Source organism: Bacillus sp. N3378-2at (assembly GCF_033412715.1).
In the GTDB taxonomy this organism is placed as follows: domain Bacteria; phylum Bacillota; class Bacilli; order Bacillales; family Bacillaceae; genus Bacillus; species Bacillus subtilis.
The window spans coordinates 1511623-1530759 of the sequence record NZ_CP117986.1 but is presented as its reverse complement, the minus strand read 5'-3'; the positions used below and the strand labels follow the sequence as shown (position 1 = coordinate 1530759).

General features: G+C 45.8%; 26 protein-coding genes and 2 riboswitches. Of the genes, 16 read left to right on the top strand and 10 right to left on the bottom strand.

Annotated features, from left to right (window positions below; translation table 11 throughout):
- Positions 1–47 precede the first annotated feature (47 nt).
- A riboswitch (TPP riboswitch) is annotated at positions 48–156 on the top strand.
- Positions 157–234: 78 nt separating this feature from the next.
- The 9 genes from tenA (at position 235) to cotO (ending at position 7134) form a co-directional block, all read left to right on the top strand.
- Positions 235–945 (top strand): thiaminase II, encoded by a 711-nt coding sequence (tenA, locus tag PUN35_RS08465; RefSeq protein WP_014479456.1) that lies wholly within the window; start codon positions 235–237, stop codon positions 943–945.
- Positions 920–1537 carry a thiazole tautomerase TenI gene (gene tenI / locus PUN35_RS08460; protein ID WP_014479457.1) on the top strand — a complete coding sequence of 206 codons (618 nt, stop codon included), beginning with the start codon at positions 920–922 and terminating at the stop codon, positions 1535–1537. The genes tenA and tenI overlap by 26 nt, the downstream gene beginning before the upstream one ends.
- The gene (thiO, locus tag PUN35_RS08455) at positions 1521–2630 is read left to right on the top strand and encodes a glycine oxidase ThiO (RefSeq protein WP_014479458.1); all 1110 of its coding nucleotides are present in this window, start codon (positions 1521–1523) and stop codon (positions 2628–2630) included. The genes tenI and thiO overlap by 17 nt, the downstream gene beginning before the upstream one ends.
- Complete coding sequence (gene thiS, locus PUN35_RS08450) at positions 2630–2830, top strand: sulfur carrier protein ThiS (protein ID WP_072592596.1); 201 nt, start codon at positions 2630–2632, stop codon at positions 2828–2830. Before thiO ends, thiS begins: the two co-directional genes overlap by 1 nt.
- Positions 2827–3597 carry a thiazole synthase gene (gene thiG / locus PUN35_RS08445; RefSeq protein ID WP_072592522.1) on the top strand — a complete coding sequence of 257 codons (771 nt, stop codon included), beginning with the start codon at positions 2827–2829 and terminating at the stop codon, positions 3595–3597. Before thiS ends, thiG begins: the two co-directional genes overlap by 4 nt.
- Positions 3594–4604: a thiazole biosynthesis adenylyltransferase ThiF gene (gene thiF, locus PUN35_RS08440; RefSeq protein WP_014479461.1), complete on the top strand. Its 1011-nt coding sequence runs from the start codon at positions 3594–3596 to the stop codon at positions 4602–4604. The genes thiG and thiF overlap by 4 nt, the downstream gene beginning before the upstream one ends.
- Positions 4605–4622: 18 nt before the next feature.
- Positions 4623–5438, top strand: a complete 816-nt coding sequence (thiD, locus tag PUN35_RS08435; RefSeq protein WP_014479462.1) for a bifunctional hydroxymethylpyrimidine kinase/phosphomethylpyrimidine kinase — start codon at positions 4623–4625, stop codon at positions 5436–5438.
- Positions 5439–5573: 135 nt separating this feature from the next.
- Positions 5574–6350 carry an enoyl-ACP reductase FabI gene (gene fabI / locus PUN35_RS08430; protein WP_003232896.1) on the top strand — a complete coding sequence of 259 codons (777 nt, stop codon included), beginning with the start codon at positions 5574–5576 and terminating at the stop codon, positions 6348–6350.
- Positions 6351–6450: 100 nt separating this feature from the next.
- Entirely contained in the window at positions 6451–7134 is a 684-nt protein-coding gene (cotO, locus tag PUN35_RS08425) for a spore coat protein CotO (protein ID WP_031600370.1), read from the top strand.
- Between the two features lie 92 nt (positions 7135–7226).
- On the opposite strand, the gene cotZ is transcribed toward cotO, so the two are convergent.
- The 5 genes from cotZ to PUN35_RS08400 form a co-directional block, all read right to left on the bottom strand.
- On the bottom strand, positions 7227–7676 hold the full coding sequence (gene cotZ, locus PUN35_RS08420) for a spore coat protein CotZ (protein WP_014479464.1): 450 nt from the start codon (positions 7674–7676) through the stop codon (positions 7227–7229).
- Positions 7677–7803: 127 nt separating this feature from the next.
- On the bottom strand, positions 7804–8292 hold the full coding sequence (cotY, locus tag PUN35_RS08415) for a spore coat protein CotY (RefSeq protein ID WP_014479465.1): 489 nt from the start codon (positions 8290–8292) through the stop codon (positions 7804–7806).
- 151 nt (positions 8293–8443) lie between these two features.
- Positions 8444–8926 (bottom strand): spore coat protein, encoded by a 483-nt coding sequence (locus PUN35_RS08410; RefSeq protein WP_014479466.1) that lies wholly within the window; start codon positions 8924–8926, stop codon positions 8444–8446.
- Between the two features lie 84 nt (positions 8927–9010).
- Complete coding sequence (locus PUN35_RS08405) at positions 9011–9331, bottom strand: SPFH domain-containing protein (protein WP_014479467.1); 321 nt, start codon at positions 9329–9331, stop codon at positions 9011–9013.
- A 39-nt stretch (positions 9332–9370) separates the two neighbouring features.
- Positions 9371–9757, bottom strand: a complete 387-nt coding sequence (locus tag PUN35_RS08400; protein ID WP_014479468.1) for a spore coat protein — start codon at positions 9755–9757, stop codon at positions 9371–9373.
- Positions 9758–9916: 159 nt separating this feature from the next.
- Between PUN35_RS08400 and yjcA the strand changes: the two genes are divergently transcribed.
- The 4 genes from yjcA (at position 9917) to spoVIF (ending at position 11379) form a co-directional block, all read left to right on the top strand.
- Complete coding sequence (yjcA, locus tag PUN35_RS08395; RefSeq protein WP_014476457.1) at positions 9917–10273, top strand: sporulation protein YjcA; 357 nt, start codon at positions 9917–9919, stop codon at positions 10271–10273.
- Positions 10274–10554: 281 nt separating this feature from the next.
- Positions 10555–10761 (top strand): hypothetical protein, encoded by a 207-nt coding sequence (locus tag PUN35_RS08390; RefSeq protein ID WP_014479470.1) that lies wholly within the window; start codon positions 10555–10557, stop codon positions 10759–10761.
- A gap of 81 nt (positions 10762–10842) precedes the next feature.
- Entirely contained in the window at positions 10843–10992 is a 150-nt protein-coding gene (yjcZ, locus tag PUN35_RS08385) for a sporulation protein YjcZ (protein ID WP_003232872.1), read from the top strand.
- Positions 10993–11124: 132 nt separating this feature from the next.
- The gene (spoVIF, locus tag PUN35_RS08380) at positions 11125–11379 is read left to right on the top strand and encodes a sporulation-specific transcription regulator SpoVIF (protein ID WP_014479471.1); all 255 of its coding nucleotides are present in this window, start codon (positions 11125–11127) and stop codon (positions 11377–11379) included.
- Between the two features lie 73 nt (positions 11380–11452).
- Here spoVIF and PUN35_RS08375 read toward each other — a convergent pair whose 3' ends face one another.
- Positions 11453–13732, bottom strand: coding sequence for an ATP-dependent helicase (locus PUN35_RS08375; RefSeq protein ID WP_014479472.1), 2280 nt, complete (start codon positions 13730–13732; stop codon positions 11453–11455).
- Between the two features lie 116 nt (positions 13733–13848).
- On the opposite strand from PUN35_RS08375, the gene PUN35_RS08370 reads away from it, so the two are divergent.
- Positions 13849–14103, top strand: coding sequence for a hypothetical protein (locus tag PUN35_RS08370; RefSeq protein ID WP_003232866.1), 255 nt, complete (start codon positions 13849–13851; stop codon positions 14101–14103).
- 72 nt (positions 14104–14175) lie between these two features.
- Here the strand turns inward: PUN35_RS08370 and PUN35_RS08365 are convergent, their stop codons facing one another.
- The 3 genes from PUN35_RS08365 to PUN35_RS08355 are packed head-to-tail and all read right to left on the bottom strand — an operon-like array spanning position 14176 to position 15876.
- A complete protein-coding gene (locus PUN35_RS08365; protein ID WP_014479473.1) occupies positions 14176–14598 on the bottom strand; it encodes a GNAT family N-acetyltransferase in 423 nt (140 codons plus the stop codon).
- A 3-nt stretch (positions 14599–14601) separates the two neighbouring features.
- Positions 14602–15117 (bottom strand): YjcG family protein, encoded by a 516-nt coding sequence (locus PUN35_RS08360; protein WP_003232861.1) that lies wholly within the window; start codon positions 15115–15117, stop codon positions 14602–14604.
- A gap of 36 nt (positions 15118–15153) precedes the next feature.
- Positions 15154–15876, bottom strand: coding sequence for an esterase family protein (locus tag PUN35_RS08355; RefSeq protein WP_003245358.1), 723 nt, complete (start codon positions 15874–15876; stop codon positions 15154–15156).
- 167 nt (positions 15877–16043) lie between these two features.
- Positions 16044–16164, top strand: a riboswitch (SAM riboswitch).
- A 67-nt stretch (positions 16165–16231) separates the two neighbouring features.
- Here PUN35_RS08355 and metI point away from each other — a divergent pair.
- Both metI and metC read left to right on the top strand, forming a co-directional pair.
- Positions 16232–17353, top strand: coding sequence for a cystathionine gamma-synthase/O-acetylhomoserine thiolyase (gene metI, locus PUN35_RS08350; RefSeq protein WP_003232857.1), 1122 nt, complete (start codon positions 16232–16234; stop codon positions 17351–17353).
- The gene (metC, locus tag PUN35_RS08345) at positions 17346–18518 is read left to right on the top strand and encodes a cystathionine beta-lyase (protein WP_014479474.1); all 1173 of its coding nucleotides are present in this window, start codon (positions 17346–17348) and stop codon (positions 18516–18518) included. The genes metI and metC overlap by 8 nt, the downstream gene beginning before the upstream one ends.
- Positions 18519–18550: 32 nt before the next feature.
- Here the strand turns inward: metC and PUN35_RS08340 are convergent, their stop codons facing one another.
- On the bottom strand, positions 18551–19096 hold the full coding sequence (locus tag PUN35_RS08340; protein ID WP_014479475.1) for a GNAT family N-acetyltransferase: 546 nt from the start codon (positions 19094–19096) through the stop codon (positions 18551–18553).
- Positions 19097–19137: the final 41 nt, after the last annotated feature.

The window sequence follows — 19137 nt, the reverse complement described above, 5'->3', positions numbered from 1 at the left end:
AGGATTCGTGTTAATATAGAGGTGCAGAACAATTCAATATGTATTCGTTTAACCACTAGGGGTGTCCTTCATAAGGGCTGAGATAAAAGTGTGACTTTTAGACCCTCATAACTTGAACAGGTTCAGACCTGCGTAGGGAAGTGGAGCGGTATTTGTGTTATTTTACTATGCCAATTCCAAACCACTTTTCCTTGCGGGAAAGTGGTTTTTTTATTTTCAGAGGGGGAATGATTTGTGAAGTTTTCAGAAGAATGCCGCAGCGCAGCCGCAGAATGGTGGGAGGGGAGCTTTGTCCATCCGTTCGTTCAAGGAATCGGTGATGGAACGCTTCCGATTGACCGTTTTAAATACTACGTACTTCAGGATTCCTATTATTTAACGCATTTTGCAAAGGTGCAGTCATTTGGCGCCTCTTATGCGAAGGATCTTTATACAACGGGGCGGATGGCAAGCCATGCCCAAGGTACATATGAGGCGGAAATGGCGCTTCATCGCGAGTTTGCCGAGCTGTTGGAAATCAGCGAGGAAGAGCGTAAGGCGTTTAAGCCGTCTCCTACAGCGTACTCTTATACATCCCATATGTACCGTTCGGTTTTGAGCAGGAATTTCGCAGAAATCTTAGCGGCCCTGCTGCCATGCTACTGGCTTTATTACGAGGTTGGTGAGAAATTGCTGCATTGCGATCCTGGGCATCCGATTTATCAAAAGTGGATTGGGACGTACGGCGGTGACTGGTTTAGACAACAGGTTGAGGAGCAAATCAACCGCTTTGATGAGCTGGCGGAAAACAGCACGGAGGAAGTGCGTGCCAAGATGAAAGAGAATTTTGTCATCTCCAGCTACTATGAATATCAATTTTGGGGAATGGCCTATCGAAAAGAAGGCTGGTCTGACAGCGCCATAAAAGAGGTGGAGGAATGTGGAGCTTCACGCCATAACGGATGACAGCAAGCCGGTAGAAGAGCTAGCGAGAACCATCATTTCGATTCAGAATGAAGTTGATTTTATTCACATTCGGGAACGCTCAAAATCGGCGGCGGATATTCTGAAACTGCTCGAGCTTATTTTTGAAGGCGGTATAGATAAACGAAAACTGGTGATGAACGGGCGCGTGGATATTGCACTTTTCTCTACTATTCACCGCGTGCAGCTGCCAAGCGGCAGCTTTTCACCGAAGCAGGTCAGAGCCAGATTTCCACACCTTCATATCGGGAGGTCGGTGCATTCACTGGAGGAAGCGGTTCAAGCAGAAAAGGAAGACGCGGACTACGTGCTGTTCGGCCATGTGTTTGAAACGGATTGCAAAAAGGGTCTTGAAGGCAGAGGAGTATCTTTGCTGTCAACTATCAAACAGCGGATTTCCATCCCGGTTATAGCCATCGGGGGGATGACGCCGGACAGGTTAAGAGACGTAAAACAAGCAGGGGCAGACGGCATCGCTGTTATGTCAGGAATTTTCTCTTCCGCTGAGCCCTTGGAAGCAGCCAGACGATATTCCCGCAAGCTAAAGGAGATGCGCTATGAAAAGGCATTATGAAGCAGTGGTGATTGGAGGCGGAATGATCGGTTCCGCGATTGCTTATTATTTGGCAAAGGAAAACAAAAGCACCGCATTGTTTGAAAGCGGAACAATGGGCGGCAGAACGACAAGTGCCGCTGCCGGAATGCTGGGCGCCCATGCCGAATGCGAAGAACGTGACGCGTTTTTTGATTTCGCCATGCACAGTCAGCGTCTGTACAAAGGTCTTGGAGAAGAGCTTTATGCATTATCCGGTGTGGATATCAGGCAGCATAACGGCGGTATGTTTAAGCTTGCATTTTCTGAAGAAGATGTGCTGCAGCTGAGACAGATGGACGATTTGGACTCTGTCAGCTGGTATTCAAAAGAAGAGGTGTTAGAAAAAGAGCCGTATGCGTCTGGTGACATCTTTGGTGCATCTTTTATTCAGGATGATGTGCATGTGGAGCCTTATTTTGTTTGCAAGGCATATGTGAAAGCAGCAAAAATGCTTGGGGCGGAGATTTTTGAGCATACGCCTGTCCTGCATGTCGAACGTGACGGTGAAGCCCTGTCCATCAAGACCCCTAGCGGAGACGTATGGGCTAATCATGTTGTCGTTGCCAGCGGGGTGTGGAGCGGAATGTTTTTTAAACAGCTTGGACTGAACAATGCTTTTCTCCCTGTAAAAGGGGAGTGCCTGTCCGTTTGGAATGATGATATCCCGCTGACAAAAACGCTTTACCATGATCACTGCTATATCGTACCGAGAAAAAGCGGCAAACTGGTTGTCGGCGCGACAATGAAGCTGGGAGACTGGAGTGAAACACCGGATCTTGGCGGATTGGAATCGGTTATGAAAAAAGCAAAAACGATGCTGCCGGCTATACAGAATATGAAGGTGGATCGTTTTTGGGCGGGACTCCGGCCGGGAACAAAGGATGGAAAACCGTACATCGGCAGACATCCTGAGGACAGCCGTATTTTATTTGCGGCGGGCCATTTCAGAAATGGGATCCTGCTTGCTCCCGCAACAGGCGCTTTGATCAGTGATCTCATCATGAATAAAGAGGTCAACCAAGACTGGCTGCACGCATTCCGAATTGATCGCAAGGAGGCGGTTCAGATATGATGCTACAGCTGAACGGTAAAGACGTGAAGTGGGAAAAAGACGCAGGTACAATTCAAGACCTGCTGGCGTCTTATCAGCTTGATAATAAAATCGTTATCGTGGAAAGAAATAAAGAAATAATCGGGAAAGAACGCTATCACGAGGTTGAGCTTTGTGATCGTGATGTCATTGAAATTGTCCATTTTGTAGGAGGCGGATGAGCATGTTAACAATTGGCGGAAAACCATTTCAATCAAGATTGCTGCTGGGCACGGGGAAATACCCATCGTTTGACATTCAAAAGGAAGCAGTAGCTGTTTCCGAGTCTGATATTTTAACCTTTGCTGTGCGGAGAATGAACATCTTTGATGCATCTCAGCCGAATTTTCTGGAACAGCTTGATTTATCCAAATATACGCTTTTGCCGAATACAGCGGGCGCCAGCACTGCTGAAGAAGCGGTTCGGATTGCAAGGCTGGCAAAAGCGTCAGGCCTTTGTGACATGATTAAAGTTGAAGTCATCGGATGCAGCCGTTCCTTGCTGCCTGACCCTGTTGAGACATTAAAAGCGTCTGAACAGCTTCTTGAAGAAGGCTTTATTGTGCTCCCGTACACGTCGGATGACGTTGTGCTGGCGAGAAAGCTGGAAGAGCTCGGCGTTCATGCCATCATGCCGGGTGCATCTCCGATTGGATCAGGACAAGGAATCTTAAATCCTTTGAATCTGTCGTTTATTATTGAACAGGCGAAAGTGCCGGTCATCGTGGATGCTGGAATCGGCTCGCCTAAAGATGCGGCATACGCCATGGAGCTTGGAGCGGATGGCGTACTGCTCAATACGGCTGTATCGGGCGCTGACGATCCTGTGAAAATGGCTCGTGCCATGAAGCTCGCGGTGGAAGCAGGACGCCTTTCTTATGAGGCGGGCCGAATCCCGCTTAAGCAATACGGAACGGCAAGCAGTCCGGTAGAAGGTCTTCCTGTATGACGGGCAGGTATTCAAGGCAGGAGCTGTTTGCTCCGATCGGCCCATCCGGCCAGAAAAAATTGAAAGAAGCGCGCGCCGTGATTATCGGCGCCGGCGCGCTCGGAACAGCCAGTGCAGAAATGCTGGTGAGAGCGGGAGTCGGCCATGTGAAAATTGCCGACAGAGATTATGTTGAATGGAGCAACCTCCAGCGCCAGCAGCTTTATACAGAAGATGATGTCAAAAAAGAAATGCCGAAAGCAGCCGCTGCGGAGCGCCATCTCCGTTCGATTAACAGCGATGTTGATGTGACCGGCCTTGTCATGGATGTGACAGCAGAAAATATCTTCGAGCTGATTAGGGATGCATCGATTATTGTGGATGCGGCTGATAATTTTGAAACCCGCCTGATCGTAAATGATGCTGCGGTAAAGGAAGGGATTCCTTTTCTTTACGGTGCCTGTGTAGGGAGCTACGGCCTCACCTTTACCGTGGTGCCGGGTTCTACTCCTTGCCTGCATTGCTTGCTCGATACACTTCCGATTGGCGGAGCAACATGTGACACAGCCGGCATCATCAGTCCGGCTGTTTTGCAGGTAGCAGTCTTTCAGGTAACAGATGCACTGAAGCTGCTGACGGGAGAGGAGTGCGAGCCGATGCTGCGCTCCTTTGATTTGTGGAAAAATGAGCGGTCGGAAGTGAGAGCGGCCAGTCTCAAACATGACGCATGCCCAAGCTGTGGCACAAAGGATTTTCCGTTTTTGTCATATGAAAATCAAACAAAAGCGGCTGTATTGTGCGGCAGGAACACGGTGCAGATCAGATCATCTATTACGAAAGAAGCGGATCTTGAAGCGCTTGCCGCTCAGCTGAGGCAGGCCGGGCTTGAAGTAGCTGCGAACCCGTATTTAATTTCCTGCCGCTCGGATGATATGAAAATGGTGCTGTTCCGGGACGGCAGAGCTTTGATCCATGGAACAAATGATATTGCCCGGGCAAAATCCATTTATCATAAATGGATTGGGTAATAAAAGGAGTGTAGTGTAATGAGTATATATAAAGCATTGACAATCGCCGGATCAGATTCAGGCGGCGGCGCAGGGATACAGGCTGATATTAAAACCTTTCAAGAGCTTGATGTATTCGGAATGTCTGCGATTACAGCGGTAACCGCTCAAAATACGCTTGGCGTTCATGGGGTGCATCCGCTGACTGTAGAGGCGCTGAGACAGCAAATTGACGCTGTTGCTGAGGATTTGAGACCGGATGCAGTCAAAACGGGAATGCTCTGGAATGCCGACATGATTGAAGAAGTGGCAAGAAAAATTGACGAGTACGGATTCAATCGTGTAATTGTTGATCCGGTTATGATCGCAAAGGGCGGGGCATCCTTGCTGCGTGATGAGTCAGTTGCCACCTTAAAGGAGTTGCTCATTCCAAGAAGCTACGCGATTACGCCGAATGTCCCGGAAGCAGAAACGCTGACAGGAATGACAATCAGCTCGCTGGATGACCGGAAAAAAGCAGCAGAGCAGCTCGTCAAGATGGGTGCGCAGCATGTCATTATCAAAGGCGGGCACCAGCCTGAGGACAATCACATTACTGACCTTCTTTTTGATGGCAGCATGTTTATGCAAATCACCCATCCTTATATCAATACGAAGCATACGCATGGCACAGGCTGCACCTTTGCTGCGGCTTTAACGGCCCAAACGGCTAAAGGAGACAGCATCCATCAGGCATTTGAGGTTGCGGCCAACTTTGTCCGTGAAGCGGTGGAAAATACGCTCGGCATCGGATCGGGACACGGGCCGACAAACCATTTCGCTTTTAAACGAAACAGCTTAAATACAAGCCGATGAGATCACCAGCTGATGGTGATCTCTTTCGCGTTTGCTACGGTATGCGCTTTTCATCTGGACAAGGTTATGATATGATAGGAATTAAGATCAGGTACTAATACTATGTCTTTATTAAATATAGGAGGCTTTATACATATGAATTTTTCACTTGAAGGCCGCAACATTGTTGTGATGGGGGTAGCCAACAAACGCAGCATCGCCTGGGGCATTGCGCGTTCTTTACATGAAGCGGGTGCACGTTTGATTTTCACATACGCTGGTGAACGCCTGGAGAAATCCGTTCACGAGCTTGCCGGAACATTAGACCGCAACGATTCCATCATCCTCCCTTGCGATGTTACAAACGACGCAGAAATCGAAACTTGCTTCGCAAGCATTAAGGAGCAGGTCGGTGTTATCCACGGTATCGCGCATTGTATCGCGTTTGCCAACAAAGAAGAGCTTGTGGGCGAATACTTAAACACAAATCGTGACGGCTTCCTTTTGGCTCATAACATCAGCTCATATTCTCTGACTGCTGTTGTCAAAGCGGCACGTCCGATGATGACTGAAGGCGGAAGCATTGTCACTTTGACGTACCTTGGCGGAGAGCTTGTGATGCCAAACTACAACGTCATGGGTGTAGCAAAAGCTTCTCTTGATGCAAGTGTGAAATATTTAGCTGCTGACTTAGGAAAAGAAAATATCCGCGTTAACAGCATTTCTGCCGGCCCGATCAGAACATTGTCTGCTAAAGGCATCAGCGATTTCAACTCTATCTTAAAAGACATCGAAGAGCGTGCACCGCTTCGCCGCACGACAACACCTGAAGAAGTGGGCGATACAGCTGCGTTCTTATTCAGCGATATGTCCCGCGGGATTACAGGTGAAAATCTTCACGTTGATTCAGGTTTTCATATCACTGCCCGCTAAGCAGGATCTAAATCAAGCAATCCCGAATAGGGATTGCTTTTTTATTTCTTCTGATTTTCAGCTTTCTGTCATATAGATAGAATATGACACAATCGGAGGGATGAAGATGTCTAATAAGAAAAGAAACGCGGATAAAAAACCGCTCATGTATATTGTTCAGCCGGATTATGCAGAAACTACAAGGTCATCCATGCAGGAGATTGTCATCAAAAGAAAGGCCGACAAACCCGCTCCGCCAAAAGCTGAGGAAAAGCCGGCTTACCATGAGAAGGAGCAGGAGGAAGCTGTGGCACAGGATGTCCTGCAAGAAGACCAAAAGCCTGCAGCCGAACCAGTGAGTCAGCAAATACAAGAGGTGAGAGAGCCAGAGAACATAAAAAGCCAGGAGGAACAGAAACAAGAGCCGCAGGCCGTAGAAGAAACCGTTGAACACGAGCCCCCAAAAGCAGAAAAAAAGGAAGAGCCTGCACTTGAGGCCCGGAAGCCTGAGAAAGAACCGGAAGCTGTCCATAGTGCTGATAAAGCGGAGGAAAAAGCACCGCCGGCACGAAAAGTGAAAAAACCGATGAGCAAGATGACGATCCACGAAAAAATTGATTTTTTAACAAAGCTGCCTCATAACATGCCGAGAGCGCTTTGTTTGATTGAAGCCAATGGAAGAACGTACAGGGGCGTGATTGTCGGAAGAAGAAATGATTCCGTCCTGCTTCGAACAACCGGAAACGGAGCCCCAACCGAACTGGCAATCGATGATATTACCTCTTTGCACCCGCTCGGTTTTTAACGAAAAAGAAAAAAGCTGCCCGGCTGATGTTGCCGGACAGCTTTTTTACATAGAGAAAAGCCTGCAGGCTTGCAAGCTTTTCCAGCTTATGATTAATGCTGATGATGTGTACGATTGATTAATCGAGGATTTAAGCAGTTGATTGCGCAGAAGCAGTCTAAGTCAACTTCAATACAGTAGTTCGTTTTTTCGAGTCGGAACACTTCACACACCGTATCTTTATCGGTGAAGTCCAAAATGTGTTTGTGTTCGTCAAATGCGATTAATAATGACAGTGTTGCGCAGCTTCCATGCACTCTTTCGACCCTGAAAAATACTGTATTAAAGCAAGGGCCGTTATCGAGTTCGCCGACATTTCCGAAGGCGACTAATGGCGTTGATTTTGATGTAAATATTGCAAAAGGCACTGTGTCGCCTAACGAATGGCTTACAGATAAAAGCTTAGAGTGGCAGCCGGTCGGGCAGTCTTCTTCAACAGCGTTTTGCAGATCTTCAATATTTTCTACAGCTTCACGCACGCAGCTTGATGTTTTCTGGCTCATATTATCCCTCCTGCCTTATAAATTTGAGACTGGCGAAATGATGGAGAGTCAGCTGCCTCACGCTGGAAGCAGCTGAATGATTTGCACCTGTAATAGAGTTTGGAAGGGGATTCCTCTTTACAAGTGTTTATCCATTGTGATGATGCTTTTTATCTTTGTGAGGCGATGTTCTGTCAACTAGCTCTGGTGACAGGCACTGAATCGCGCAGAAGCATCCGAGATCCACTTCAATGCAGAAATCTGTTTTTTCTAGCCCGAAGAAATCCGGGTCGCAAGGGTGGCAAACACTTAAGGTATCGCCTTTGACATCGACAGGGCGTAAAATAGACAGTGTTGCGCAGCAGTCGCATAATTTTTCAACGCGGAAGAAAATGGATTCAAAGCATTGCATATCATCCACAAATCCCCCCACGTTTCCGAATGTGGAGAACAATCCGCCTTTTTTATCAAACAAGAGAAACGGAATTGTGTCTTTACCTGCAATTGTCGGATTCAAAAGGTTTGTATAGCAGCCAGTCGGACACTGTTCCTCAACTGCCTCCTGCTCTGCTAAAATCTTTTCCACTGCATCGCATACACAGTTCTCATGCCGGCCATGGGTTTTTCCGCAGCTCATTGATTTCAGCTCCTTCTTTATAGGGTATTTGACTTTAGTCCTTAACAACATATGTACCCGTGCCCCACTTGGTGTGGGTGAACGTCTATATATTCATCATATGCTTGGAAAATAAGAAAAAGCAGAGCGTTTTTAGCTCTGCTTTTAGAGATTAGAGGATTCCAACTGCGATAATTGTAGCGGCAAGTGTCTGTGTCAGTGTTTGGATCGATAGTGCAATATCTGTATCGGTTGTTGTGACATTAACATTTCTAGAGTTTTCAATCACTAGTTTTTGACGGTTTGACTGCTTGTTAACAGATTGTTGCACTAAGTCTTGGATGACTTGATCTGCTAAATCACCGTCTGCTATTGATAAGTTTACAATTGTAATGACAGCAGTTTGGAGGGCGGCTTGAATGGATGCAGCAACTTGAGTGTCAGTAGACGTAACATCAATGTCGCAAGAATCTCTAACGATAATCATTTCTTCAGATGTTTGTTTGTTAAGGCTTAGCTGATCAAAATCTTGAAATGCGTTAGCATCTTCTCCTCCAGAACAAACGTCATGACAAACCGCTTCTCTTTTATAGCCGCTACCCGGGTGTGTACATGAATTATCTAGGGCAACCCATGAGTAAGGTCTTGATTCCATTTGTTTTCCTCCTTTCGTTTACTTTAGTAGATGATGACAGTTCATATTTTGTATAAGCAAATATCATGGTTTTAGATACCTATTTTAAATATTATCGTTTTTTCTTTGACGTACGCGATCTCTCAGTGTTGTTCGACGTCTTTTTTGCGGCGCTGCTTCTTGTTCTGCTTTTTCAGCATCTGCCTTTTTCTTATTGACTCTTTCAACAAATTCGTTAGCCTGTTTTTGAAGGTCATTTACCATTGTAATAATCGCTTGTTTTTGAGCTTCTGATAAGTTGCGTTTTTTATCTTCTGTTACATTGTTTTTGTTCAGTACATCTGAAACAAGAAGTTTCGTTAGGGGGTCGATATTTGCTTCTAGTTCTTCTTTGTTTTTTTGCAGTGCATCTTTTTCTTCGGACATGTTATTCACCTCGACTTCTATAAAATTAGAAAGAAAGGGCTACAGAATGTCAGCTTCTGTTATAAGAGCGATTAATGTTTGGGTTAAGAGCTGAACGGATGCCATGATGTCTGTAGCTGATAAAGTGATTGTGATATTATAGCAGTTTATAATTTTGATTTTTACTTTCTTTCGGCTATGTGCTGTAGAGCGTGCTATCAGATCACTCGCAACAATGTCTGCTATATCGCTATCGCTGATAAGAAGCTGGGTTGTAACAGTGATTAAAGCTGAAACTGCTGATTGCAATGAAAGTGCAAATGTGGTGTCTGATTTATGAATCGTAATCTTTTCAGAATCAATAATTTCTATATAATTATCATGTTCTTCAGCCAGTTCTTTAAACATTTTTGAGTAGAGTGTGTCAACATTTTCTTGGACAGACATAACCTTCACTCCTTTCTTATCCATACTCTATATAATGCAAATGGGGTGCAGAGCGGAATAATAAAAATAACCAATTTTCTGCCGGACAAGATACAATTCATGAAGAATAGGGTTTTGGCATATATGTGAAGGGATCATGATTGGCAAAGGAGTGAACGAGTGGTTATAAATGGGCTGACAATTGTTCTTCTATCGCTTGCGGTCTTTCGGCTCGCCCGCCTGCTGGTGTTTGACACGATTATGGCGCCGCTTCGCAGTCTGTTTCATGAAGAGAAGGAAGAAAAGGATGCGGACGGGAACATTGAAACCTATATCGTGATTAAGGGAACCGGTGTCAGGGCGTTTATTGGTGAATTGCTGAGCTGCTATTGGTGCACAGGCGTGTGGTGCGCCGGCTTTTTGATTTTATGCCAGGCGTTGATCCCGCAAGCGGCGCAGTGGCTGATTTTACTTTTGGCGATCGCCGGCCTTGCCGGCATCATAGAAACGCTCGTATCAAAATGGCTGCAAGAATAAGGCGTTACTACCAGCAACTTTCTGTCAGAATACGCATAAAGTAGCATATATGACATAAGGAAAGGAAGGGGACAAAAATGAATCAGCATCATAAACCTTCCCAAAAATCTCCATATACAGATTCATCGTATCAATCAAAAAAGATAAAAAAGAAAGGCTGCGGGTGCGGAAATAAAAAGAAAAAGCCTCAATAGCCTGGCAAAGAAACCGGAGAACTCCGGTTTTTTGTTTTTTTAACGGGGCGGCCTTGCTCAGCATATATCATAAGCGGGGGGATAAAAGTGAATGAGTTTGAAAAATGGATAGAAGGAAGATATGAACCACACGAACAAAAGCAAAAAAAGCATGAAGACACGATGGGCAGTATCAGAAAAGACTTGGATGCATTTGATAAAGCCGGTCTGGAATTTGAAGATGAGATTGAAGAGCTGGCTGAAAAAACAGAGGCCTTACTTAAAAAACATCAAGCTCAATATGATCAATCGTAAATCCGCAAACGCCCTATGCGAATATCCAAGCCGATCCCAGCAGCTCACATAGTGTATAGAGAGTAAAGGAGGTGCTTATCTATGGGCTTTGGATACGGATTCGGCGGCGGCTACGGCGGCGGCTGTTATGGCGGTTATGCTGGCGGTTACGGCGGCGGCTATGGTTCAACATTTGTTTTGTTGGTCGTATTATTCATTCTCCTCATCATCGTAGGTGCATCTTTCTTTTAAGATGTATTGAGGAAGTACGGGTTATAACCCGTGCTTCCTTGCCTTGTGTTTATTTTTAAAAATGTTGGAAAAGCACATTGTATTATGTGCATTCATACAATACCGTATTACTCCGCCAAAAGGAGGCGCATTATGGATAATCAATTTTTTAAGAACATCGAAAAGAAAACAGGTGTGAAGATGCAGGATGTAATGAATCTTGCCGGATCACTCCAAAACGCTAATTTTAAAGATGAAAATACAGTCCGCAGTGTGATTAACCGCGTAGCGCAGCTGGCAAACAGACGCGTGCCAAAAGAATTAGAAGATAAAATTGTGGAATCTATTACAAGCGGAAAAGAAAAGCTTGATTTTGGCACGATTTCTAAAATGATGGATAATAAATAAGTGGATGGCCTGGCTGACTCACTGCAGCGGGCCTTTTTTTACAGTAAAAACCCGGCAGTAATCTGCCGGGCTGTTAATGATGCAAGGGCTGTCTTGCTTTCTGTAGCAGGGGATACAAAAATCTTGAGCGGTTGGCTGTTTTGCCGCGCCTGTTAGCGGGGCAAGACAAATATAAATGCTGTTTCGCCCGGGTCATGGCTACATATAAAAGGCGTCTTTCCTCCTCAAGAGCGGCCTCGTCTCCTTTTCTTGCCGTTTCTAATGAGAAATCGTGCGGAATCGAACCGTCTACAGTGCCTAACACGTAGACTGTTTTGAATTCAAGGCCTTTTGACCGGTGAATGGTCATCAGCTGAACGCCATGTTCATCCGTTCTGTTTTTCTCAGCGGCCCTCATATGGTCTACGTGGGCAAGAAAGTCAGGAATCGTTTTGAACTTCTTGGCGACAACCTTGATATCGCGCAGGTCATCGGAACCTTTTTCCAGCTTGTTGCCCTCATTGCCCCGCTTTTTTAAATACTCGGAGAAGCCCATTTTTCCTTCTGCAAAGGTGATGGCTTCTACGGGCTTCATCGTGCGGAGGCTTGCAAAAAACGGTACGATTTTCTTGATTTTGTCCAGCTGGAATGGCTTCAGATCAGGCAATTTGGCCAGCGCTTTGATCATGGTACAGTCCTCTGTGATCGAGAGCGCCTTCAGCGTATTCAAAGCGGACTGTTTTAAAAACAAGGCGGGAAGCAAGTGTTTAATCGCTTCGGTATCATCCTCATTTTGGCTGGCGTACAAGTAGGCGAGAATCTGGCGGACGATCCGTCTGCTGTAAAACGATTGGACGCCGCGGTCAGCTGTATACGGAATTGACGATTGATGAAGCCTTTCATATATAGCACGGCCTCCGCTGTTTGTGCGGTAAAGAACCGCAAAGTCTTCTGGACTGGCTCCATTTTGAATTTTTTCTTTGATATCGGAAACGACCATTGTGGCTTCTTCCTCTTCATCATAAGGATAAAACAGCACAGGGACCTGAATGTCATCGCGGGCCGCTTCAAGCGTTTTGGCATATCTGTTTTTGTTCTTTTTCACAACGATATCAGCACTAGAGACGATCGGGTGCGTAGACCTGTAGTTCGCAGTTAAATAGATCGTCTTCGCTCCCGGATAATCCTTTTGAAAATCAAGAATGAAAGACGGATTGCTTCCGCGAAACGCGTAGATGGACTGGTCATCGTCTCCGACACAGCACAGGTTTTGCTCCGGGCTGGCGAGCATTTGCATGATTTTGTATTGAACCGGATTAATGTCCTGAAACTCATCAATTAAGATATACGTAAACCGAGATTGATATTGTTCCAGAAGGTCAGGCCGCTCGATAAACAATTCATAGCAGGCTGAAGCCATGTCATCAAAATCAAATTGGCTGTGTTCTTTTTTCTGGCGTTCATAATGTTCATATAAACGATAAACTTGTTTTTCCCACTCATCTTTTAGAGGGATGCGTTCATTTGGGACATAAGTGTTTTTCCAAAAACCGATCTGCTGCAGAGCTTGGTCAACTGGGAATTCTTTCTCATCGATGCCTTCTTCATAGAGTGCTTTTTTGATATATTGTTCCCGCTGCCACTCCATTTTCAGCAGATGCTCACCGTTCCATTTAGCAGAATTAGAGTGATACAAGATCTTATAAAACAGACTGTGGAATGTTCCTGTCACAAGTCTTCTGACTTTTGCCGGCTGTAATCCGTACTGGTTGGCCATACGCTCTTTCATTTCAGCGACAGCTTTTGTTGTAAAGGTGACAAGCAGCATATTTTCAGGCGGTATGCCTAAGTGTTCGATCATGTGGGCGGCACGGGCTGTCAGCACCCGTGTTTTTCCGCTCCCCGCACCTGCAAGCACGAGCAGCGGGCCCTCTGTTTCCGTGACAGCTTTCAGCTGATCCGTGTTTAAACCGACAGACGGAAAAAGGCTCGTATCGGGTTCTATTGTTTTTGGCACAAATGGTGTTCCTGGTTTAATGCTTCTAGGACGGTGCCATTCCGTAACAGCTGGGGACGGGTCAGCGGCGATCGCTTTTCCCTTGGGTAAACGAATGACACCAGATTCCTGATCGTCTTCTTTTTTTTCCTCTTTAGAGGGCTTCGGTTCGCACGCCTCCTCACATGCCGGAAAATCGCCTGGCTGGCGATGGATAAACTCTGGCGGATCGGCGATGTTAAGCCGTAACAAAACGGGCTTTCCGCAATGAGAACAAAATAAATGTCCTTTTATTCCCTCTTCAAAGAGGAATTGATAATGTTCTCTCGAATATGTATGTAAATGTATGATTCTATCATTCAGTCGGGCGCATTTCAAAAAGGGGTCCTCCCAATCAAAAGGTGTTCATTACAGACAATGACTATCATATCAAAAGAAATGTGTTTCAAAAAGTAAGTTTAAGGGAAAAGAGACAGCAGAGGGGTGGGTATTGTATGATATATGCAGGTCAAATTCAGAACCAGCAATACGCTCAATATGCTAATAGAACGATTGGACATAAGCAGGATTATGCCGGAACCGAAAAAATCAGCTATGTCCCGTTTCAGCGGGTATACAAAGAACTGGAAAAGCAGCAGGAGAATCAAACGGCAGCTGAAAGAAAAGTAAACGAGATGAAACGTAAGCGCTCTCTTTATAAGAGATTGCGAGAAAAAGGAATGGGCACATATATTAATCGATATGTATAAAAAACCGTTCATACGAGAGAACGGTTTTTTTATATGCAGTAAAAATCCGGATCTCAAAAGATCCGGATGCGTTCAGTCCTTCATCATTTGTAAGTGCGGAATGCCGGCATCGAGGTATTCTTTTTCAGAAAGCACGCGATACCCGTGTTTCTTGTAAAACGGCACAGCCTGTGTTTGCGCGTTTAAAATGAAACCGGAAGCGCCTCCGTCTGCCGCGGCTTTTTCGAGCGCTTTCATAATGATGCCGCCGACACCGGCTGAGCGGTGGCTTTTCAGTACGCAAATCCGCTCTAACTTGCCGTAGCCGTCCTTCATGCGCCATCTTCCGGCACCGACAGGCTTTTCACCGTCATACACGACGATATGCTCTGACTCATTTTCAAGTTCGTCAATTTCTTCTTCAGCAGGCACGTTTTGTTCTTTGACAAAGACTTCTTCTCTTACATAGAATGCATCTTTCAGTTGTTCTTCATTTTTTGCGATAACTGCTTTCAAACATTATTCTCCTCTGCCTAGCAAGAAGGTTTCATATACTGTCCACGATCCGTTTTCCAGCTGGTAAAGCAAGTGGAAACGGTCAACGATTTCTTCATGCGACACTTCCTGCATTTTTAATTGTCCCAGCACATCTGAATGCTCATCGTCGGAAAGATTTTGGCCGACCGTCACATGCGGAACAAAATTATATTCCTGTTCTCCTGCCAACACACCGGTGTATAGCTTTTCATTGAGTGTTTTTAACTCTTCCGTCGGTTCTGCTTTGATGTAAATGACATTATTGACAGGCGCAAATGAGCTGTATTTTGTCATTTTGAGAACGAGTGGGTGGGACTCTTTTGCGATGTTTCTTAAATGTGATACGAGCTGATCCGCTTTCTCCTCCGCGCATTCAAAGGATGCTCTCAGCGTCAAATGAGGCGGGATTAGAGAGTAGCTTGGGTCATAGCGCTTTCTGTAAGAGTTTGCAAGGTCTTGAAGCTTTTTTGATGGAAATAAAACGATTCCGTATTTCATATTATGTCCCTCCTGGAAATAAAGTATGATAGAGTGTTAAAGCATTTTTTTCAGCGCCGGGGTGATGAGCGGCTGCCAGTATGTCCATTTGTGGTCTCCGTCAAATGGCTCGAAATCATAATCGGAAAGCTTTTTCTCCAGCAGCTGTTTCAGCTCCCGGTTCGGTTCTGTAAAGTCCAGAATGTTCCCGTCTGTCGTGTGGACGTCAGTTTCTTTTGTTCCGATTTGGTGATAAATAGAGAGGTGTTTGATATCGTCTGACTGTTTTACGGCTTCTAGTACGTGTTTGTCAACATAGGGAGACTGCATGATGATGTTGCCAAACATATTCGGATAATCAAGCGCTGTCATAAGTGACACGGTTGCTCCGAGCGAATCACCGATCAGCGTTCGGCCGTAACCGATCTGATAGGTTGGATACTCATCATCTGCAAAAGGAACGAGCTCATGGGCGATGAACCGTTTATAAGCCGAAAATTTTGAACCCTCCGGATGATAGGTGTTTCTGCGCTCTTTTACATCCTTATAAGGAACACCGATAATAATGCTCCGGTCTATTTCGCGTTTCGACAGCAATTCCTCAACCTGTCTGCCGATTCTCCCCAGCCTGAAATAATCGTGGCCGTCCTGCGCGATAATGACATGGTATTTATAAAGCGGGGAGTAGTTGGACGGCAGATAAACAAGCAAGGTCATTTCCTCGTTAAGCTCTTTTGAAAAGAATTTCTTTTCTTGCACTGTGCCGTTTTTCGGTGCCATAAAAACATTCCTCCAGGACATCACTATACTTTCTTGCATTTTCAATTATTGTACCATGAATTATTAGAAATTTCTCTCTTTAAACGGTTCGGCACACGAAGAAAAAAGTGTTGAAATAAACTGTGAATTGCGCTAATATAAAATAATCAGAAAATTGAAATCAATATTTCTTATCGTGAGAGGTGGAGGGACTGGCCCTTAGAAACCTCAGCAACCGGCTTGTTTTGCATGTGCAAAGCGCCAAGGTGCTAAATCCAGCAAGCGTTTTTTATGCTTGGAAGATAAGAAGAAGCGTTAAACCCCTTCTTCTTATGAAGAAGGGGTTTTTATTTTGAAAAGGGAAGGTGTCAGCTATATGTCACAGCACGTTGAAACGAAATTAGCTCAAATTGGGAACCGTAGCGATGAAGTCACGGGAACAGTGAGTGCTCCTATCTATTTATCAACAGCATACCGCCACAGAGGGATCGGAGAATCTACCGGATTTGATTATGTCCGCACAAAAAATCCGACACGCCAGCTTGTTGAGGACGCGATCGCTAACTTAGAAAACGGCGCGAGAGGGCTTGCCTTTAGTTCGGGAATGGCTGCTATCCAAACGATTATGGCGCTGTTTAAAAGCGGAGATGAACTGATCGTTTCATCGGACCTATATGGCGGCACGTACCGTTTATTTGAAAATGAATGGAAAAAATACGGATTGACTTTTCATTATGATGATTTCAGCGATGAGGACTGTTTACGCTCTAAGATTACGCCGAATACAAAAGCGGTGTTTGTGGAAACGCCGACAAACCCCCTTATGCAGGAGGCGGACATTGAACATATTGCCCGGATTACAAAGGAGCACGGTCTTCTGCTGATTGTAGATAATACATTTTATACACCGGTCTTGCAGCGGCCGCTTGAGCTGGGAGCTGACATTGTCATTCACAGCGCAACCAAGTATTTAGGCGGGCATAACGATCTGCTTGCTGGACTTGTCGTGGTGAAGGATGAGCGGCTCGGAGAGGAAATGTTTCAGCATCAAAATGCAATCGGCGCCGTCCTGCCGCCATTTGATTCGTGGCTTCTGATGAGAGGAATGAAGACGCTGAGCCTCAGAATGCGTCAGCATCAGGCAAACGCGCAGGAGCTTGCGGCGTTTTTAGAAGAGCAGGAAGAAATTTCGGATGTGCTGTATCCCGGAAAAGGCGGCATGCTGTCCTTCCGTCTGCAAAAAGAAGAATGGGTCAATCCGTTTTTAAAAGCACTGAAGACCATTTGTTTTGCAGAAAGCCTCGGCGGGGTGGAAAGCTTTATTACATACCCTGCGACCCAGACGCACATGGATATTCCTGAAGAGATCCGCATCGCAAACGGGGTGTGCAATCGGTTGCTGCGCTTTTCTGTCGGTATTGAACATGCGGAAGATTTAAAAGAGGATCTAAAACAGGCATTATGTCAGGTCAAAGAGGGAGCTGTTTCTTTTGAGTAAACACAATTGGACGCTGGAAACCCAGCTCGTGCACAATCCATTTAAAACAGACGGCGGAACCGGGGCGGTCAGTGTACCGATTCAGCACGCCTCGACTTTTCACCAATCTTCATTTGAAGAGTTCGGGGCATATGATTACAGCCGCTCTGGCACGCCGACAAGAACAGCTCTCGAAGAAACAATTGCCGCACTGGAAGGCGGAACAAGAGGATTTGCTTTCAGTTCAGGCATGGCTGCCATCTCAACAGCATTTTTACTGCTGTCACAGGGTGATCACGTTCTTGTGACAGAAGATGTATACGGCGGAACCTTCCGTATGGTGACAGAGGTGCTGACCCGGTTTGGCATTGAGCATACGTTTGTCGACATGACGGATCGTAATGAAGTGGCGCGGAGCATCAAGCCGAATACAAAGGTCATTTATATGGAGACGCCATCAAATCCGACACTTGGGATTACGGATATTAAAGCGATTGTTCAGCTTGCAAAAGAAAACGGCTGTCTGACCTTTCTGGACAATACATTCATGACACCGGCACTGCAGCGTCCGCTTGACCTCGGCGTGGATATTGTACTTCACAGCGCGACAAAATTCTTAAGCGGACACAGCGATGTGCTCTCAGGTTTGGCTGCTGTCAAAGATGAAGAGCTTGGGAAGCAGCTGTATAAGCTGCAAAACGCGTTCGGCGCCGTCCTTGGCGTACAGGATTGCTGGCTTGTCCTGCGCGGATTAAAAACATTGCAGGTCCGTTTAGAGAAGGCGAGTCAAACAGCCCAGCGGCTTGCGGAATTTTTCCAGAAGCATCCGGCGGTGAAGCGCGTGTATTATCCGGGACTGGCTGATCATCCCGGCGCTGAAACCCATAAAAGCCAGTCAACGGGAGCGGGCGCCGTGCTATCTTTTGAGCTTGAAAGCAAAGAGGCCGTTAAGAAGTTAGTCGAGAATGTGTCACTCCCAGTCTTCGCTGTCAGCCTTGGCGCCGTGGAATCGATTTTGTCCTATCCGGCAACGATGTCTCATGCGGCAATGCCTAAGGAAGAGCGTGAAAAACGCGGTATCACTGATGGCCTGCTCCGTCTGAGTGTCGGCGTCGAACATGCAGACGATTTAGAACACGATTTCGAACAAGCGCTGAAAGAAATTGCTCCAGTTGCGGTTCGTTAAAAAAGAAGCCGGGGATGGCCCGGCTTCTTTTATTATTGTTCGTCATCAGGATTCAGAATCGCAAGGACTTGATGATCCTCCCAAACGCCATTAATTTTTACATTTTTTCGGGCGATGCCTTCTTTATGAAATCCCGCTTTTTCTAAAACACGCATGGACCCGAGATTACGGGGCATCACACCGGCTTCAATCCGATGCAGTTTCAATTCGTGGAACGCATAATCAACAACCAATCTGACTGCCTCTGTCATAATATCCTTTCCATTATGGGCTTTGTCTAAAAAATACCCAATGAACGCAGTTTGCAGCGCTCCACGGATGATTTGAAAGAGCGAAACCGTCCCGATTAATCTATCGTCTGACGCTGTAAAGATGCCAAAATGATATTCTTCATCTTTCTCAAGTCTTTCCTGATACTCGGTTATTCGTTTTCTTTGCCCCTCAACCGTATAGTAATCGTCTGTGCGTATCATAGAAAATTGTTCGAAAAAATCCCGATTTTCGCTTTGCAGCCGCAAATTTTCTTCGGCATCCGTTACTTCTAAAGGTCTAACATAAATGGTTTTTCCTTTTAACATACAGTGGTCTCTCCGTTCTCATGTCAGCATTCCTCTTACAT

Excerpts from the sequence above, each read along its gene's own strand:
- PUN35_RS08360 (WP_003232861.1), bottom strand. The coding sequence starts at position 15,117 with ATGAAATACGGAATCGTTTTATTTCCATCAAAAAAGCTTCAAGACCTT.
- metI (WP_003232857.1), top strand. The coding sequence starts at position 16,232 with ATGTCACAGCACGTTGAAACGAAATTAGCTCAAATTGGGAACCGTAGC.
- cotY (WP_014479465.1), bottom strand. The coding sequence starts at position 8,292 with ATGAGCTGCGGAAAAACCCATGGCCGGCATGAGAACTGTGTATGCGAT.
- PUN35_RS08340 (WP_014479475.1), bottom strand. The coding sequence starts at position 19,096 with ATGTTAAAAGGAAAAACCATTTATGTTAGACCTTTAGAAGTAACGGAT.
- thiO (WP_014479458.1), top strand. The coding sequence starts at position 1,521 with ATGAAAAGGCATTATGAAGCAGTGGTGATTGGAGGCGGAATGATCGGT.
- yjcZ (WP_003232872.1), top strand. The coding sequence starts at position 10,843 with ATGGGCTTTGGATACGGATTCGGCGGCGGCTACGGCGGCGGCTGTTAT.
- PUN35_RS08370 (WP_003232866.1), top strand. The coding sequence starts at position 13,849 with ATGATATATGCAGGTCAAATTCAGAACCAGCAATACGCTCAATATGCT.
- PUN35_RS08400 (WP_014479468.1), bottom strand. The coding sequence starts at position 9,757 with ATGTCTGTCCAAGAAAATGTTGACACACTCTACTCAAAAATGTTTAAA.
- cotZ (WP_014479464.1), bottom strand. The coding sequence starts at position 7,676 with ATGAGCCAGAAAACATCAAGCTGCGTGCGTGAAGCTGTAGAAAATATT.
- cotO (WP_031600370.1), top strand. The coding sequence starts at position 6,451 with ATGAAGATGTCTAATAAGAAAAGAAACGCGGATAAAAAACCGCTCATG.
- PUN35_RS08405 (WP_014479467.1), bottom strand. The coding sequence starts at position 9,331 with ATGTCCGAAGAAAAAGATGCACTGCAAAAAAACAAAGAAGAACTAGAA.
- fabI (WP_003232896.1), top strand. The coding sequence starts at position 5,574 with ATGAATTTTTCACTTGAAGGCCGCAACATTGTTGTGATGGGGGTAGCC.
- thiS (WP_072592596.1), top strand. The coding sequence starts at position 2,630 with ATGCTACAGCTGAACGGTAAAGACGTGAAGTGGGAAAAAGACGCAGGT.
- thiD (WP_014479462.1), top strand. The coding sequence starts at position 4,623 with ATGAGTATATATAAAGCATTGACAATCGCCGGATCAGATTCAGGCGGC.
- thiF (WP_014479461.1), top strand. The coding sequence starts at position 3,594 with ATGACGGGCAGGTATTCAAGGCAGGAGCTGTTTGCTCCGATCGGCCCA.
- PUN35_RS08410 (WP_014479466.1), bottom strand. The coding sequence starts at position 8,926 with ATGGAATCAAGACCTTACTCATGGGTTGCCCTAGATAATTCATGTACA.
- thiG (WP_072592522.1), top strand. The coding sequence starts at position 2,827 with ATGAGCATGTTAACAATTGGCGGAAAACCATTTCAATCAAGATTGCTG.
- spoVIF (WP_014479471.1), top strand. The coding sequence starts at position 11,125 with ATGGATAATCAATTTTTTAAGAACATCGAAAAGAAAACAGGTGTGAAG.
- PUN35_RS08355 (WP_003245358.1), bottom strand. The coding sequence starts at position 15,876 with ATGGCACCGAAAAACGGCACAGTGCAAGAAAAGAAATTCTTTTCAAAA.